The sequence below is a fragment of the Streptomyces sp. NWU339 genome, assembly GCF_003143855.1.
Lineage (GTDB): Bacteria > Actinomycetota > Actinomycetes > Streptomycetales > Streptomycetaceae > Streptomyces.
This window is the reverse complement of sequence record NZ_QFRK01000003.1, coordinates 174,242-188,391: the sequence shown is the minus strand read 5'-3', so window position 1 is coordinate 188,391 and position 14,150 is coordinate 174,242. Positions and strand designations below refer to the sequence as shown.

The 14,150-nt window shown below is 72.7% G+C and carries 12 protein-coding genes; 2 read left to right on the top strand and 10 right to left on the bottom strand.

The window, feature by feature from the left end; translation table 11 throughout:
- Positions 1-102: 102 nt before the first annotated feature.
- From DIZ27_RS05690 to DIZ27_RS05660, 7 genes are all read right to left on the bottom strand, one after another.
- Positions 103-765, bottom strand: a complete 663-nt coding sequence (locus DIZ27_RS05690; RefSeq protein WP_109377178.1) for a response regulator transcription factor — start codon at positions 763-765, stop codon at positions 103-105.
- Positions 762-2,129 carry a sensor histidine kinase gene (locus DIZ27_RS05685; protein ID WP_109377335.1) on the bottom strand — a complete coding sequence of 456 codons (1,368 nt, stop codon included), beginning with the start codon at positions 2,127-2,129 and terminating at the stop codon, positions 762-764. Before DIZ27_RS05685 ends, DIZ27_RS05690 begins: the two co-directional genes overlap by 4 nt.
- Entirely contained in the window at positions 2,122-3,324 is a 1,203-nt protein-coding gene (locus DIZ27_RS05680; RefSeq protein ID WP_109377177.1) for an acyltransferase, read from the bottom strand. Before DIZ27_RS05680 ends, DIZ27_RS05685 begins: the two co-directional genes overlap by 8 nt.
- Positions 3,317-4,273, bottom strand: a complete 957-nt coding sequence (locus tag DIZ27_RS05675; RefSeq protein WP_109377176.1) for an alpha/beta hydrolase — start codon at positions 4,271-4,273, stop codon at positions 3,317-3,319. The genes DIZ27_RS05680 and DIZ27_RS05675 overlap by 8 nt, the downstream gene beginning before the upstream one ends.
- A gap of 177 nt (positions 4,274-4,450) precedes the next feature.
- Positions 4,451-5,320 (bottom strand): alpha/beta hydrolase, encoded by an 870-nt coding sequence (locus DIZ27_RS05670; protein ID WP_109377175.1) that lies wholly within the window; start codon positions 5,318-5,320, stop codon positions 4,451-4,453.
- 210 nt (positions 5,321-5,530) lie between these two features.
- Entirely contained in the window at positions 5,531-6,745 is a 1,215-nt protein-coding gene (gene kynU / locus DIZ27_RS05665) for a kynureninase (RefSeq protein ID WP_109377174.1), read from the bottom strand.
- Complete coding sequence (locus DIZ27_RS05660; protein ID WP_109377173.1) at positions 6,738-7,568, bottom strand: tryptophan 2,3-dioxygenase family protein; 831 nt, start codon at positions 7,566-7,568, stop codon at positions 6,738-6,740. The genes kynU and DIZ27_RS05660 overlap by 8 nt, the downstream gene beginning before the upstream one ends.
- Before the next feature lie 170 nt (positions 7,569-7,738).
- On the opposite strand from DIZ27_RS05660, the gene DIZ27_RS05655 reads away from it, so the two are divergent.
- Positions 7,739-8,923, top strand: a complete 1,185-nt coding sequence (locus DIZ27_RS05655; protein WP_258308253.1) for a PP2C family protein-serine/threonine phosphatase — start codon at positions 7,739-7,741, stop codon at positions 8,921-8,923.
- An 18-nt stretch (positions 8,924-8,941) separates the two neighbouring features.
- Here the strand turns inward: DIZ27_RS05655 and DIZ27_RS05650 are convergent, their stop codons facing one another.
- Genes DIZ27_RS05650 through DIZ27_RS05640 form a run of 3 tightly spaced genes read right to left on the bottom strand, consistent with a single transcriptional unit; the run spans position 8,942 to position 12,665 of the window.
- Positions 8,942-10,366 carry a sugar porter family MFS transporter gene (locus tag DIZ27_RS05650; RefSeq protein WP_109377333.1) on the bottom strand — a complete coding sequence of 475 codons (1,425 nt, stop codon included), beginning with the start codon at positions 10,364-10,366 and terminating at the stop codon, positions 8,942-8,944.
- A complete protein-coding gene (locus DIZ27_RS05645; RefSeq protein ID WP_109377172.1) occupies positions 10,363-11,835 on the bottom strand; it encodes a glucose-6-phosphate dehydrogenase in 1,473 nt (490 codons plus the stop codon). The genes DIZ27_RS05650 and DIZ27_RS05645 overlap by 4 nt, the downstream gene beginning before the upstream one ends.
- The gene (locus tag DIZ27_RS05640; RefSeq protein ID WP_258308252.1) at positions 11,832-12,665 is read right to left on the bottom strand and encodes an SMP-30/gluconolactonase/LRE family protein; all 834 of its coding nucleotides are present in this window, start codon (positions 12,663-12,665) and stop codon (positions 11,832-11,834) included. Before DIZ27_RS05640 ends, DIZ27_RS05645 begins: the two co-directional genes overlap by 4 nt.
- A 167-nt stretch (positions 12,666-12,832) precedes the next feature.
- On the opposite strand from DIZ27_RS05640, the gene DIZ27_RS05635 reads away from it, so the two are divergent.
- Positions 12,833-14,035, top strand: coding sequence for an aromatic acid exporter family protein (locus tag DIZ27_RS05635; RefSeq protein WP_109377170.1), 1,203 nt, complete (start codon positions 12,833-12,835; stop codon positions 14,033-14,035).
- The last annotated feature ends 115 nt before the right edge of the window (positions 14,036-14,150 follow it).

Genomic DNA, 14,150 nt, shown 5'->3' with positions numbered 1-14,150 from the left:
GCCGCTCGGGCGACCGCGGTCGTCCCCGCTGAGACGGGTTCCCGGGCGTCCGTCTCAGGTACTACGCGGGCCGCGCTGACGGCCTCCCGGCCCCCTGGAGGATCAGTACCCCGAGGGACGGACCAGCCCCGACTCGTAGGCGAAGACCGCTGCCTGGGTGCGGTCGCGCAGGCCCAGTTTCACCAGGATGCGGCCGACGTGCGTCTTCACGGTCTGCTCGGCCACCACCAGTCGCCGTGCGATCTCCGCGTTCGACAGGCCCTGCGCGATCAGCGAGAGCACCTCCGTCTCGCGTTCGGTGAGGTCGCCCACGCGGTCCCTGAGCGGGGGGCGGGGTCTGGCGTCCAGCCGGGAGAACTCGGCTATCAGGCGGCGGGTGATGCCGGGCGCGAGCAGGGCGTCTCCGGATGCCACCACCCTTACCGCCTCGGCGAGTTGGTCGGCGGAGGCGTCCTTCAGCAGAAAGCCGGAGGCGCCGGCCCGCAGTGCCTCGTACACGTACTCGTCGAGGTCGAAGGTGGTCAGCACCAGCACACGGATGTGCGGGGTGGCCGTGGTGATGCGGCGGGTGGCCTCGATGCCGCCGAGTTCGGGCATGCGGATGTCCATCAGGACGACGTCCGGGGCGAGTTCGGCGACCTGGGCGACCGCGTCCAGTCCGTCCACCGCTTGGCCGATCACCTCGATGTCGGGCTGGGTGTTCAGCAGCACGGTGAAACCCTGCCGGACCATCTGCTGGTCGTCGGCGACGAGTACGCGGATCATGCGGGGCCGTCCTGTGGAGGGGGGTCGGAAGCGTGCGGGGCGGAGAGCGGGAGGTGGGCCTCGACCTTGTAGCCGTGGCCGGTCCAAGGGCCGGCCGTGAGGGTGCCGCCGAGCATCGCGGCCCGTTCCCGCATCCCGAGCAGCCCGTGCCCGGCGCCCGAGGACAGCGGTGCCTCACGGGTGGGGCGGCTGTTGAGGACCTCGACCCGCAACCCGCCCCGGTCGTAGGCGAGGCGGACCTGGGCGGTGGCGCCGGGTGCGTGGCGCAGGACGTTGCTCAGCGCCTCCTGCACGATCCGGTACGCCGACAGCTCCACACCGGGCGGCAGCGGCCGTCGCTCGCCGGTGATCTCCGTGGTCACGGCCAGTCCGGCGGTCCTGGTGTTCTCCACCAGCGCCCCCAGCCGGTCCAGGGTGGGCTGCGGGGCGTGGGGCGCGGTGACGGAGCCGTCCGGATGCGGGCCGGGTACGCCCTCGTGATCGCCGGTGCCGCCGGGGTGTTCGGAGCGCAGGACGCCCAGGACGCGGCGCAGTTCGGTCAGCGCGTCGACGGCGTTCTGCCGGATGCCGGCCAGGTTCTCCTTCAGCTCCTCGGACGGGTTCTCCACCAGGTGCGGGGCGACCTGGGCCTGGATGGAGATGACCGACATGTGGTGGGCGACGACGTCGTGCAGCTCGCGGGCGATCCGGCTGCGTTCCTCCAGCAGGGTGCGCTGGGAGCGTTCCTCGGCGGTGAGCGTGGTCTGCTCCACGAGTTCGGCGCGGGCCTCGCGACGGCCGCGCAGGGCGACGCCGAGGACGACGGCGACGGCGAACAGGACGACGGCGGTCTGGCCGGTGGGCGAGTAGTTCCACGCGCCCCAGAGTCCCTGGATGACATAGGTGAGCAACGCCGTCAGAGCCAGCGCCGCGACGGAGACGCGGGTGGGCACGCGCAGGGCGAGCAGCAGCAGGACGAGCAGGTGGGCCGCGATCCCCCAGCCATGCCAGGGCCACGGGAATCCGTCGATCTGGCCGGCCATCAGCATGCGGCGCAGCAGGGCGGCACCCGCCAGCGAGGAGTTGATCGACAACCACAGCGCCGGAACCGGACGCCGCAGCGCGAGAACAGCCGCCCCGCACTGTCCGCCAGCAACCAGCAGGGAGTCACCGTGGCCCAGTTTCCCGTACCCCTGGAGCTGGTTCAGGTCGCCGAGGAAGAGGCCGAACGCGGCCAGGCACACGAACCCGTGCGGCACCCAGCGCAGCCACACCGACGGGGGCAGCGGGTCCGAACGCGCCGTCAGCAGGTCGCCCCGCAGCACCCGCAGCCACCGCAGGACAGTCTTCGCCCCCTTGTCCGCCACACGGTTCAGCCTAGACATGACGTGCTCCCTTCGGTGTCGGGCGGTGGGCGCGGACCACCCGGGACCGTCCGCGTCGCCGCCCGACACCGCCCTGTTCCCAGGACCGGAACGCGGCCCAGCAGACCGCGAGCGCTCCGGCGAGCACCGGCAGCCAGGCAAGCCGGGCCGCGACCCAGCCGAGGTCGTCGGGGCGGGTGTGCAGGCCGGGAAGGCGGCCGAGGAGAAGTCCGGTGGCGGTGGTCGCCATCAGGGCCGTCTGGTGCCAGAGGAAGATCGTCATCGCGGAGAGGTTGACCAGCGCCACCGCCGCCCAGGCGACCGGACGCCGCATCACGGCCCGCAACCGCTCCCGCAGCAGCAGCGCCAGTCCGCACTGGGCGAGGCCGAAGGTGACGGCGGCCAGCGTCGGCGGGTTGAGGTTGGACACCTCGGCGCCCGGCACGCCGACCATCGACGCCGGGTAGCCCGCCCAGGCGACGAGCCCGGCCGTGGCCGCCGTACCGCCGGCGAGCAGGAGCAGGCCGGAGCGGCGGCGTTCCAGCTCGCCCCGGGTCCAGGCGGCGCCCAGGGCGTAGGGGACCATCCAGCCGGCCGCGAGGTTGCTCCAGCCGAGCCGGTCGGGGCCGTCGAGCCCGAAGCGCAGCAGGTCCACGTGCAGGACGACGGCGAGCGGCCACAGCGGGTGGAGCCGGGCCAGCAGCGGGGTCGCGGCGGTGAGGACGGCGAAGACCAGCAGGAACCAGAGCGGGGACAGGGCGAGCTTCACCAGCGTGCGGACGGTCGCGTACTCGGTTCCGGAGAGCAGGAGCGCGACCGCGACGGCCGTCCACAGGCTGAGAACGGCGGCGACCGGCTTGAACAGCCGGGCCAGACGGGTCCGCAGCCAGCGGTGGTACGGGATGCCGCGGGCGCGGGCGGAGGCGTAACCGCGCGTGGCCACATGCCCGCCGACCAGGAAGAAGACGGCGAGCGTCTGGAACAGCCACGACACGGGCGCCAGCCACGGCAGGTGCTGCAGCGGGCTGGCCGTGCGCAGGGTGCCGCCGTCCGCGACGAGGGCGGTGACCAGCCAGTGGCCGAGGACGACACCGAGGACGGCGAGGGCGCGCAGGGCGTCCACGGCGCGGTCGCGGTGGGCGGGGGTGGCGGCGTCGACGCGGGCGACGGCCTGCCGCATGACGTCGCGTACGGCGTTGGGGCTCAGGTCAGTCATGGGTCACCGCCGTGGTCCGGCCGAGGACGATCCGGGTCAGGTTGGTCAGGGAGGGGGAGCCGGGCGCGAAGTAGTCGCTGTGGCCGCCGTCGCCGGCCGTGAAGACCCGGGCACCGAACTCCGGCGCGACGGGATCGGTGCCGAAGCCGACGGTGGTGCCGAACAGATCGGCGCTGAGGTGCGGGACGTTCGCCACCCAGTCGTCGGCACCCCGAGCCGCCCAGATCCGGGCCCGGGTGCGCAGCGCGGCGGCGGTGTCGGTACCGGTCCCCGGGCTGCCGACGACCGCGATGTCGTCGACGTCCAGTCCTGCGGCGGCGCGGGCGCACACGACCGAGCCGTAGGAGTGGCAGATCAGGGAGATCTGGGTGCGCGGACCGGAGACGACGCGCAAGTCGTCGACGAGAGACCGCAGTTCGGGAGCGGCCCGGTCGGCCCGGTCGGTGGTGGCGACGGCGACGGCGACCGTGCCGGGCGTCTCGTAGCCGAGCCAGGCGACGACCGCCGTCCGGATACCCGCCGGGGCCTCCCGGGTGAGCCGCGCGTGCAGGGCCTCGGCGGCGGCGCGGAACCGGCCGTAGGTGTCGAGGCCGGTGTCGGAACCGGGGACCAGGACGGCGACGCGGTCGGCGTGCGCGAGGTCGCCGAGCACCTCGGTGACCCGTCCGGGGCCGCGGCCGTCGAAGGCCAGCAGCTGCCGGGCGGGACCCGCCAGGGCGCGGTCGGCCGCCGCGCGCCGTCGGTCGCCGTGGTCGGCGGCCATCCGCGCCGCGGCCTCGGCGTTGGCACGGTTGGCGGCGTAGGCGGCGTCGAGGGTGGCCGCGGTCGGCGGGGCGAGCCTGGCGGGGGCCGGGGCGGGAACCCGGGGCCGGGCCGCACCGGCCACGGGCAGGGTCACGGCCGAGGCGATGAGAACGGCGAGTGCGGTACGGCGCCACCGGAGCCCCATGGTCGTCTTCCCTCCCTGTTCGCCCGGGTCATCGGGCTTGTCAGGCAAGGAAGTTACGGATCGGCGCAGGTAACCCGCGTCCCGCCGGGGGACTCACCTGGAACGTAGCTCTCAGGTATCACGGGTATGACGGTTCGACGGGGACGACGGGTGTGACCGGTCGCCCAGCGGCCCGACTCACCAGGCGAGTTGGGCGATCTCCTCCGCCACCACCGCGCAGGCGTCCGCCGCCGGGTCGATCAGCGGGAAGTGACCGGCGTCCGCCAGCAGCGTCAGGCCGACCACCTCGCCGGCCTTCGCCGCCGCTTCCGCGTAGGACTCGGCGACCACCTGCGGGACGTCGACGTCGTCCCGGCCCTGGACGAGGACCGTGGCGATACCGGTGGGCAGCAGCAGCGCCGGGTCCGCGTACGGTTGACGCTCCGCGAACCCCTCGTCACCGCCGAGGAGTTGGCGGGCAGCACCGCCGCAGACGTCCAGCTTGTCGGCGACCGCGAGGTCGGCGATCGGGGCGAGCGCGACGACCCCGCGCAGCGGGGCGGGACGGTCGGTGCGCCAGGGGCTGTCGGCGGGCAGGACGTGCCGGGCGGCCGCCCACAGCGCCAGATGGCCGCCGGCCGAGTGGCCGGTGAGCACGATGCGGCGCGGGTCGGCCGCGGGCAGGTGCTGCCGGGCCAGCTCGGGCAGGACGTCCAGCGCCGCAGAGACGTCGTCGAAGGTGTCGGGCCATCGGCCCGCGACCGGGTCACCGCCGCCGGACTCCCCCGCACCGCGCCGGTATTCGACACTGGCCACGGCGAAGCCCCGGCCGGCCAGGAACGCGGCGAACGGGCTGATGTGGCGACGGTCGTAGGGGGCGCGCCAGGCGCCGCCGTGCAGGACGACGACGACCGGCGCGGGTCCGCCCTCACCGCGCGGCGCGTAGAAGTCGATCAGCTGGTCCGGGTGGTCGCCGTAGGCCGCGGTGGCGTCGGGGCCGACGGGCGGATGGGAGAAGGCCGACTCCTCCTCGGCGGCGGCCCGGGCGGCTGCGGAGTCGTCCGTCATGCTCCAACCTCTCAGCGGTGAAACGTACTTGGCGGACGAGAGAAGACTTCGGCCGTTGGCCGGGACGGTATCAGCCCGACGACAGGCGTGGACATGGGGATATCACGCTCGGTGAACACCCTGCGGAGCGGTTCGGCAGCACACCGTGCCGTACCGGCCTCCGCCCGTCCACACCCGCCCGCACGGGCACCGTCCCGGCCGGGCCGTCGCCTAGGTTCCGGGCTCCGCCAGGACGTCCGCCAGGACCCGCGCCGCCCGCTCCACGTCCGCGAAGCCGACGTACAGCGGGGTGAAGCCGAAGCGGAGCACGTCCGGTCGGCGGAAGTCGCCGACCACGCCACGCCCGATCAGCCGCTTCATCACGTCACCGGCGTCCCGGCAGCGCAGGGCGATCTGGCTGCCCCGCTCCCGGTGCGCACGCGGGGTCACGCACTCGACCCGGCCCTCGGGGACGTACGCCTCGACGCACTCCAGGAAGAAGTCCGTCAGCGCGAGGGACTTGGCTCGCACCGCCTCGACCGTGACGCCGTCCCAGACCTCCAGCGCCGCCTCCAGGGCGAGCGTGGAGAGGATGTCCGGGGTGCCGACCCGCCCGCGCAGCGCGCCCGGCGCCGGTTCGTAGTCCGGGCGCATCCCGAAGGGATCCGCGTGGGAGTTCCAGCCGGGCAGCGGGGAGTCGAAGAGGTGCTGCAGGCCCTCGCGCACGTACAGGAACGCCGGTGAACCGGGGCCGCCGTTCAGGTACTTGTAGGTACAGCCGACCGCCAGGTCCACACCGTGCGCGTCCAGTCCGACCGGCAGCGCGCCCGCGCTGTGGCACAGGTCCCATACGACCGGCGCCCCAGCCATGTGCACGACGGCCGTGAGCGAGGGGAGGTCGTGCAGTCGGCCGGTGCGGTAGTCGACGTGGTTGAGCAGTACGGCGGCGGTACGGGTGCCGAGCGCGCCCGCCACCTCGGACGGCGGTACCGGGCGCAGGGTGCAGCCGGTCATCCGGGCCGCCGACTCGGCGATGTAGCCGTCCGTGGGGAACGTGGTCGCGTCGACCACGATCTCGTTCCGCCCCGGGTCCGTCAGCCGCGCCAGTCGTACCGCGCCCACCAGTGCCTTGAACACGTTGACACTGGTCGAGTCGCCGACCACGATCTGCCCGGCCGCCGCGCCGACCAGCGGTGCGATGCGGTCGCCGATCCGCTCGGGCGCCGTCCACCAGCCCTCTTCCGTCCAGGACCGGATGCGCAGCTCGCCCCACTCCCGGCGGACCACGTCCTCGATCCGGCCGGGGACGGTGGCGGGCAGCGCGCCCAGCGAGTTGCCGTCGAGGTAGACGGTGCCTCCGCCCTCCTCCAGAACGAACTCGGCCCGTTTGACCGCCAGCTCGTCGGCCGCGTCCAGTTTCTCTGCCTTCATCACCAGTTCAGACATGGGATCGCGCCGTCCACAGCTCGGGGAACACGTTCTTCTGCGCCCGCTTCTCCAGCCAGGCCACCCCGGCGGAGCCTCCGGTGCCCGCCTTGGCGCCCATCGCGCGGCGGGTGGCGACCAGGTGGTCGTTGCGCCAGCGCCACACCAGCTCGGCGACATCGGTCAGCGCCTCGCCGAGGCGGGCCACCTCGTCCCGTTCGTCACCCGAGTAGACGGCCGCCCAGACCGACTCCACCTCCGGCGACGGCTCGTACCGCCGGGACACGTCGCGCCGCAGCACGTCCTCGGGGATCGCGTGCCCGCGCCGCGCGAGGAGGCGCAGCACCTCGTCGTACAGGCTCGGCTCGTGCAGCGCCTTCTCCAGCTCGGCGTGCGCACGGGGCGCGCCCCGGTGCGGGACCAGCATGGACGCGGACTTGTCGCCGAGCAGGAACTCCAGGCGCCGGTACATCGCCGACTGGAAACCGGAGCCCTCGCCGAGCGCGCCGCGGTAGGCGTTGAACTGGGCGGGGGTGAGCTGTCCGAGTGGCTTCCAGGAGGCGTTCAGCGCCTCCAGCTCCCGCGCGGACCGCTTCAGCGCGTCGATCGCGGTCGGTACGTCGTCACCCCGCAGCGCGTTCGCCGCCGTCTCCCACTCGTGCACGATGACGGTGAACCACAGCTCCATCACCTGGGTCGTGACCAGGAAGACCATCTCTCCGGGATCGTCGGAGAGGGTGTGCTGGAGGTGGGTGAGGACATCCGCCCTGACGTAGTCCTCGTAGGGGGTCGTGCCCTCGAAGTCGAGATGCGGGGTCTCCGGCTCACAAGCCTCATGGGACATCGCTGTCTCCTGAAATGTACTCCGGGTAGCGGTCCGCCCCTGCCGTTACCGACACGGGGGCCCCGGTCCCCACGGTGCATCCTGCTCATGGTCCCCCACGACCGCAAGGTCCGCCCGGCGGGAACCTCGCCGGGCCTGCCGGGGGTCCGATTCCCTGAGACGATCGGGTCATGGGCGGCGGAATGCGCAACGGTCGCAGGAAGTCGGGCGGCCGCGAGGAGCCGACGGAAAGGGAGCGGCGGCGGCTGCGGCTGCGGTGGCTGCCCGCCGCGATGATCGTGGCCGCGCTCGTCGTCAGCTTCGTCACCCGGGGGGCCTTGAACACGTTCCCCTTGCTCGCAGCCGCCACGGTGGTGGCCGCGCCGCTTCTTTCCCTGCGCGGGACGTGCGCCATCGGCGTGGTGGCGAACCTCTTGGGGCTCAGCATCGTGATCCTGAAAAGAGAGCCGGGCATCGACGAGGCCGTCCCGTTCAGCAGCCTGGTCCTGCTCACCGTCGTCGCGGCATTCCTCAATGTGGTGCTGGCCCGCGACCGGGCGCAGTTGAGGACGAGCCGCGAAGTGGCGGCGGTGCTGCAGCGCGCGGTGCTCCCGGATCTGCCCGACCGGGTGGGACGGCTGGCGGTGGCCACCCGGTACGAGGTCGCCCACAAGGAGGCCGCCATCGGAGGCGATTTCTTCGCGATCAAGGAGACCCCGCACGGCATCCGGATGCTCATCGCCGATGTACGCGGCAAGGGGCTCCAGGCGATCCGTACGGTCAACGCCCTGCTCGGCTCCTTCCACGAGGCCAGCCAGCACCGGCCGGATCTGCCGGGCGTCGTCCGGCAGCTGGAGAACAGGATGCAGGAGGTCATCAGCGAGTCGAGCGGGGAGGACGCCGAGTCGTTCGCCACGGCCGTCGTCGCGGAGCTTCCCCCCGACTACTCCGTGCTCCGCATCGCCAACCGGGGCCACGAGGCGCCCCTGCTGGTCCACGACGGCAAGGTGCTCCCGCTGGAACCGGCCACGCCGGCGCTGCCACTGGGCCTTGACCTTCTCGACGCCGACGACGAGGTCCCGGTCGACCTGTTCGACCTGCCCGTCGGGGCCACCCTGGTGCTGTACACCGACGGCATCAACGAAGCCCGCGACGCGGACGGGGTCTTCTTCGACCCCGTCCCGGCGCTGTCCCGGCACTTCCCGCCCGATCCGGACGCGGTACTCGACGCCGTCCTCTCCGCCGTCTCCCGGCACACCGGGGGGAACCTCCAGGACGACGCCGCCCTCTTCGCCGTCACACTGGAAGACGCCGTTTCCGGGGCGGACCGACTGCGGCCCGCCCCGGAAACGGGCCGTCCGGAGCACGGCGCGTAGCCCGGCCCCGGCGTTCGTTCACGCCGTCGGCACGTGCCACCGCCGGCGCAGATCCGCACCCACCTCGTCGGCGTGACGGCTGCGCGTCTCGGGGACGAACCGGGCGACGAACCCCACGCCGAGGACGCAGATCGCGGCGAAGATCCAGAAGGTGGGCCCTTCCCCGATGGCCGAGATCAGGGGGAGGAACACCAGGCTCACCGCGAAGTTGGAGAGCCAGTTCACGGTCGCACCGGCGCTGGATCCCTCGGCGCGTTGGGCTGGGGGGAAGAGCTCGCCGAGCAGCACCCAGAAGACCGGGCCCAGGCCGACCCCGAACCCGATGATGTACAGCAGCATGAACACGAGCATGAGCACCGGGGGCAGCTTCACGGCGAACGCCACACCCAGCAGCGCGATGGAGACCGCCATCGCCGCCAGGGAGCCGAGCAGCAGGGGGCGGCGGCCGAGCCGGTCGACGAGGTTGAGCGAGACCACGGTGATGACGACGTTGATGACGCCGATGAAGACCGAGTAGAAGATCGCGTTCGAGGCGGACAGGCCGGCCTTTCCCATGATCGTCGGCGCGTAGTAGAGGATCGTGTTGATCCCGGAGAACTGCTGAAGGGCGGCGAGGATCACGCCGACCAGGAGTGCGGGGCGGACCGCCGGGGCCAACAGCGCCCGCAGGTTCCCGGAGCCGCTTCCGGTCCTCTTACGACGCTGCTCGCCCTCCTGGTCGGTGCTGCCGAAGCGCGCGACGACCAGGTCTGTACCGCCAGGCTCGGTGACCTTGTCGAGCGTCCTTCGGGCTTGGTCCGTCCTGCCGTGGGTGAGCGACCACACCGGGGATTCGGGCAGCCACAGGCACGCCAGGACGAGGAGCGCGGACGGGATGCCACCGACCCAGAACATCCCGCGCCAGTTCTCGGACCCGGAGAAGGCCCAGTTCACCAGGTAGGAGGCGAGCAGACCGGTGCTGATGAGCAGCTGGTTGAGGCTGAGGACGCGGCCCCGGACCTGAGCCGGTGCCATCTCACCGAGGTAGGTCGGCACCGTGGCCGACACACCGCCGACGGCGAGGCCCATGATGACGCGGCCGAGCATCAGCACCCCGTAGCCGCCTGCGAGGGCGGCGGCGACGATCCCGAGGAAGAACAGGACACCGAGGCCGGCGAGGAGCGGACGCCGTCCGTAGCGGTCCGCGATCCTCCCGCTGGTCAGCGCGCCGACGACCGCGCCGAGCAGCAGGACGCTCACCACCGAGCTCTGCTCGAAGGAGTTGAGGTCGAAGTCCTCCCGGATGAACAGCAGCGCGCCCGAGATGATCCCGGTGTCGAAGCCGAACAGGAAGCTGCCGAGGGTGATGGACATCGCCCAGCGGCGGACACGGTGCACCCCCTGCGGGGTGAGGTGGACGAACTGGCTCTCCTCTCCGGGTCGCGTGTTCAGCGCTTCGCTCATGGCGTCCTGGCCTCCCATGCCGCCGGACCGGAACTCCCCGCCGGGTACTCCTCGAGCGGGACCCGGCCGTCGCGCCACGCGTCCAGCACCGGCTGGACGATGCGCCACGACTCGACCGACATGTCGTCGCGCACCGACAGGGGCTTCTCGTCCTCCAGGACGCCCCGCAGCACCTCGCCGTACTCGAAGAGCTCGCCGGGGCCGAAACGCGTGTCGAGCGTGACCGGGGAGATGGTGGACGGGTCGCCCGGCCCGTTGATGTTGATGTCCATCTGGAGGCGACGCGGGCCGAGGCCGATGTGCAGCCTGTTGGCGCGGGCCTCGCCGGTGAGCCCGTCCGGGACGTGCTGGGGGGCCTTGAACCAGAACGTGACCTCCTGCCGGGGCGAGCCGATCGCCTTGCCCGAGCGGACGCGGAACGGCACACCGGCCCACCGCCAGGTGTCGACGGCGAACACCACCTCGGCCAGGGTCTCCGTCCCCCGGGCGGGGTCGATGCCCTCCTCGTCGACGTACGACGGGAGTGAACGGCCGTCGATCGTGCCGGCGGTGTAGCGGGCACGACGGCTGAACCGCTCGGGACGGTCGTCCCAGACCCGGGTCGCCCGGAGGATGTGCGCCTTGGAGTCCCGCACCTCGAGCTGTTCCAGCGTGCTCGGCGGGGGCATCGCCGCGATCGCCAGCACCTGGAGCAGATGGCTCTGGATCATGTCGCGCAGAGCACCCGTCACGTCGTAGAAGCCGGCCCGGCCCTCGAGGCCGAGCGTCTCGTCGAACACGATGTCGACCGCCTCGACGTGCTCCGCGGAGAGCAACGGTTCGACCACCCGGTTGGCGAACCGGACGCCGAGGATGTTGAGCACCGTCGACATGCCGAGGAAGTGGTCGACGCGGTGCACGTGGTCCTCGGGCACGAAGCCGTGCAGCAGCTCGTTCAGCGCGGTCGCACTGGCCGCGTCGGTGCCGAAGGGCTTCTCCAGCACCAGGCGCGTACCGTCCGGCACGCCGATCCGGGCCAGCACCCGGCAGGCCTCGACCGTCACGGCCGCCGGCAGCGCGAAGTACAGCGTGAGGCGACCACGGCGGCACTCCAGCAGGCGGCGCAGGTCACCCTCGTCGGTGGCGTCCGCGGCCACATAGCGCGCGTTGCGGACGACGGTGTCGACGGCCGGTCCGCTCGCCTCACCGGCCGCGAACGCCTGCGCGACGACCGCTTGCCACGCCTCCTCGCCTTCCTCGCCCCGGTCGCTGCCGACGAGGAAGAGGTCGGTCAGCGAGGACGAGGCGACCAGGCCGCCCAGCCCCGGAAGGAGCAGCCTGGCCGTCAGGTCGCCGCGTGCGCCGAGGATGAGCAGGGTCTGCGTCTGCCCGGACCTGCCCTCGGACTTGGCCTCGGGCCCGGCCTGCTTCCCGACCTGCCCGGTCCACTCACTCTTCGAGCCGCCCGCGGGGGCGTCGGCGCCGCTCATCCGGCGTACTCCCGGACGGGCACACCCCGGACACCGGGTGTGCAGGTGAACAACGCGCCCGCCTCCGGCTCGGCGCCGGGTTCCAGGTGCTCGCGGGAGGTCGTGATGAACAGCCGGTCCAGCTCCGGTCCGCCGAAAGTGCACGCCGTCACCTTGGTGACCGGGAGGTTCACGACCTCGTCCAGGGTGCCGTCCGGCGCGTACCGGCACACCGAGCCGCCGCCGTACAGGGCGACCCACACCCCGCCCTCCGCGTCGACCGTCAGTCCGTCCGGGCTGCCCGGACCGCTTGGTGCGGCGGCGAACGGGCGCCGTCCGCTCAGCCCGCGCTCACGGTCGTAGTCGAAGACGTCGACGCGGTCCGTCGCGGTGTCGGCGTAGTAGGCGCGGTCGCCGTCGGGGCTCCACTCGAGACCGTTGGAGATCGTCACTCCGTCGAGGACGGTCGTCGTCGAGCCGTCGGGGTCCAGGCGGTGGACCGATCCGGCTCCCTGCTGACCGCCGTAGGCCATCGAGCCGCAGTAGAACCGCCCGTCGGGATCGCATCCGCCCTCGTTCATGCGGACGCGCTCATCACTCCACAGGGAATCCAAGAGGGTCACCTTTCCGTCCGTGTCTTCGAGGGCGAACCCACGGGTGACACCGATGACGGCGCCACCTCGTCGTCTGGGCCGGACCGCGGCCACCACGGTGTCGATGTGCCGCCGCGTCACGGTCCCGTCCGCGGCGAGCGACAGCACGTCCCCCGCCAGCATGTCCAGCCACCGAAGGCCGCCCCACGCCTCGGACCAGACCGGCCCCTCACCGTGGTACGCGATCGGTTCGGTCACCTGCTCGACCTTCACTGTCGCCACCTCCCTTCCGGCGCGGGCGTGAGCACAGGCACAGGCGTGGCTCGCCGGGGGCGGTCGGCGCCCGGCGGGCGGGGTGGCCGGCTGGCATGATGAGCCGGGTGAGCGCGCCGCGGTCCCGCAGAACAGCCCGCGGAGCCGGCGCGGTGGCACGTCGGGCGGTGTCGGGGCTCTCGGTCGGCGGCCGCCGGGTCGCCCTGGACGTGTGGCTGCTCCTTCAGGCCACCGCCAGCGCCACAGCGGCGTGGCTGGTGGCCCGCTACGTGTTCGGCCACCCCGCCCCGTACTTCGCGCCCATCACGGCGATGGCCGCGCTGACCGCGAACCTCGGCGAACGCGGTCTGCACGCGGTCCGGCTCCTCCAGGGTGTGCTCCTCGGTCTGCTGGTCGGCCAACTCGTGCTCGCCGCCCTGGGAACGGGTCCGGGCACGATGGCACTCGCCGTCTTCGTCTCGCTCGCGACCGCCCGCGCCCTGCGGAGCGCACAGGTCGTCGTCGTCCAGGCCGCGGTGAGCTCCATCCTGGTGGTGGCGCTGGGCAACCAGGCGAACGGTGTCCAGCGTCTGGTGGACGCACTGACCGGCGCAGGCATCGCTCTCGTGTTCTCGCAGCTCCTCTTCCCGCCCGAGCCCCTGGCGCTGCTGCGTCGCGCCGAGACAACCGCGCTCAACGCGATCGCCGACGGCCTGACCACCCTGGCCGACTCCATCGACCAGGACGACGACGGGCTCGCCCGACAGGCGGTCGGGGAACTCCGCGAGGTGCTGGACCACCTGCTGGAGCTGCGCCGGGTCGGGCGGACCAACACGCGTGTCACACGTCGTGTGCTGACCTGGCGGGCGAAAGTCGTCGTGCGCGAGAAGGAGAACGCGGAACACCTCGATCTGCTGGGTGCCGACTGCCTCGTGCTCGCCCGCCTCGTCGCGTCGGCCGACTCCGACACCCGTGGCCGGCTCCAGGAGCCGGTGCGCGACCTGACGGCCGTCATCGCCTCGCTGGCCGACGGGCTCGACGACCGCGACATGCGCCGGCGCGCCGCGGACCGCTCGCTGGAACTCGCGACGCGGATCACCGCGGAGGCGACCGGGCCCGTCGACGCGGACCGCGCCTTCCTGGCCCACAGCCTCCGCACGGTCGCGACCGACGTCATCACGTTCGCGGGAGTCGACCTCGCCGACGCGCGCGAGGCGATCCGCACGGGCGCGCTGGACCGGCGCGTGCACCCCGCCAGGATGCCACCCGGCCGACTGCACCGCTGGGCCGTCCGGCTCGTCGACCGGTCGGGACGGCTCTGGGGCAAGGCCCGCCGGTCGTCCTCGCGAGGCGGGACCTCGAAAGGGCGATCGTGAGGGAGGTCGTCGGGCTGTGCGGGCAGGCTGTGCCCCGCCGTTCCTGGGCATGGCAACTCCGTCCGGGAGAGTGGCGCCCGTGGGGCGGCCGCAGGCGGCAGGGCACGGTCTGCGG

Excerpts from the sequence above, each read along its gene's own strand:
- DIZ27_RS05680 (WP_109377177.1), bottom strand. The coding sequence starts at position 3,324 with ATGACTGACCTGAGCCCCAACGCCGTACGCGACGTCATGCGGCAGGCC.
- DIZ27_RS05685 (WP_109377335.1), bottom strand. The coding sequence starts at position 2,129 with ATGTCTAGGCTGAACCGTGTGGCGGACAAGGGGGCGAAGACTGTCCTG.
- DIZ27_RS05690 (WP_109377178.1), bottom strand. The coding sequence starts at position 765 with ATGATCCGCGTACTCGTCGCCGACGACCAGCAGATGGTCCGGCAGGGT.
- DIZ27_RS05645 (WP_109377172.1), bottom strand. The coding sequence starts at position 11,835 with ATGAGCGGCGCCGACGCCCCCGCGGGCGGCTCGAAGAGTGAGTGGACC.
- DIZ27_RS05655 (WP_258308253.1), top strand. The coding sequence starts at position 7,739 with ATGGGCGGCGGAATGCGCAACGGTCGCAGGAAGTCGGGCGGCCGCGAG.
- kynU (WP_109377174.1), bottom strand. The coding sequence starts at position 6,745 with ATGTCTGAACTGGTGATGAAGGCAGAGAAACTGGACGCGGCCGACGAG.
- DIZ27_RS05670 (WP_109377175.1), bottom strand. The coding sequence starts at position 5,320 with ATGACGGACGACTCCGCAGCCGCCCGGGCCGCCGCCGAGGAGGAGTCG.
- DIZ27_RS05660 (WP_109377173.1), bottom strand. The coding sequence starts at position 7,568 with ATGTCCCATGAGGCTTGTGAGCCGGAGACCCCGCATCTCGACTTCGAG.
- DIZ27_RS05675 (WP_109377176.1), bottom strand. The coding sequence starts at position 4,273 with ATGGGGCTCCGGTGGCGCCGTACCGCACTCGCCGTTCTCATCGCCTCG.
- DIZ27_RS05650 (WP_109377333.1), bottom strand. The coding sequence starts at position 10,366 with ATGAGCGAAGCGCTGAACACGCGACCCGGAGAGGAGAGCCAGTTCGTC.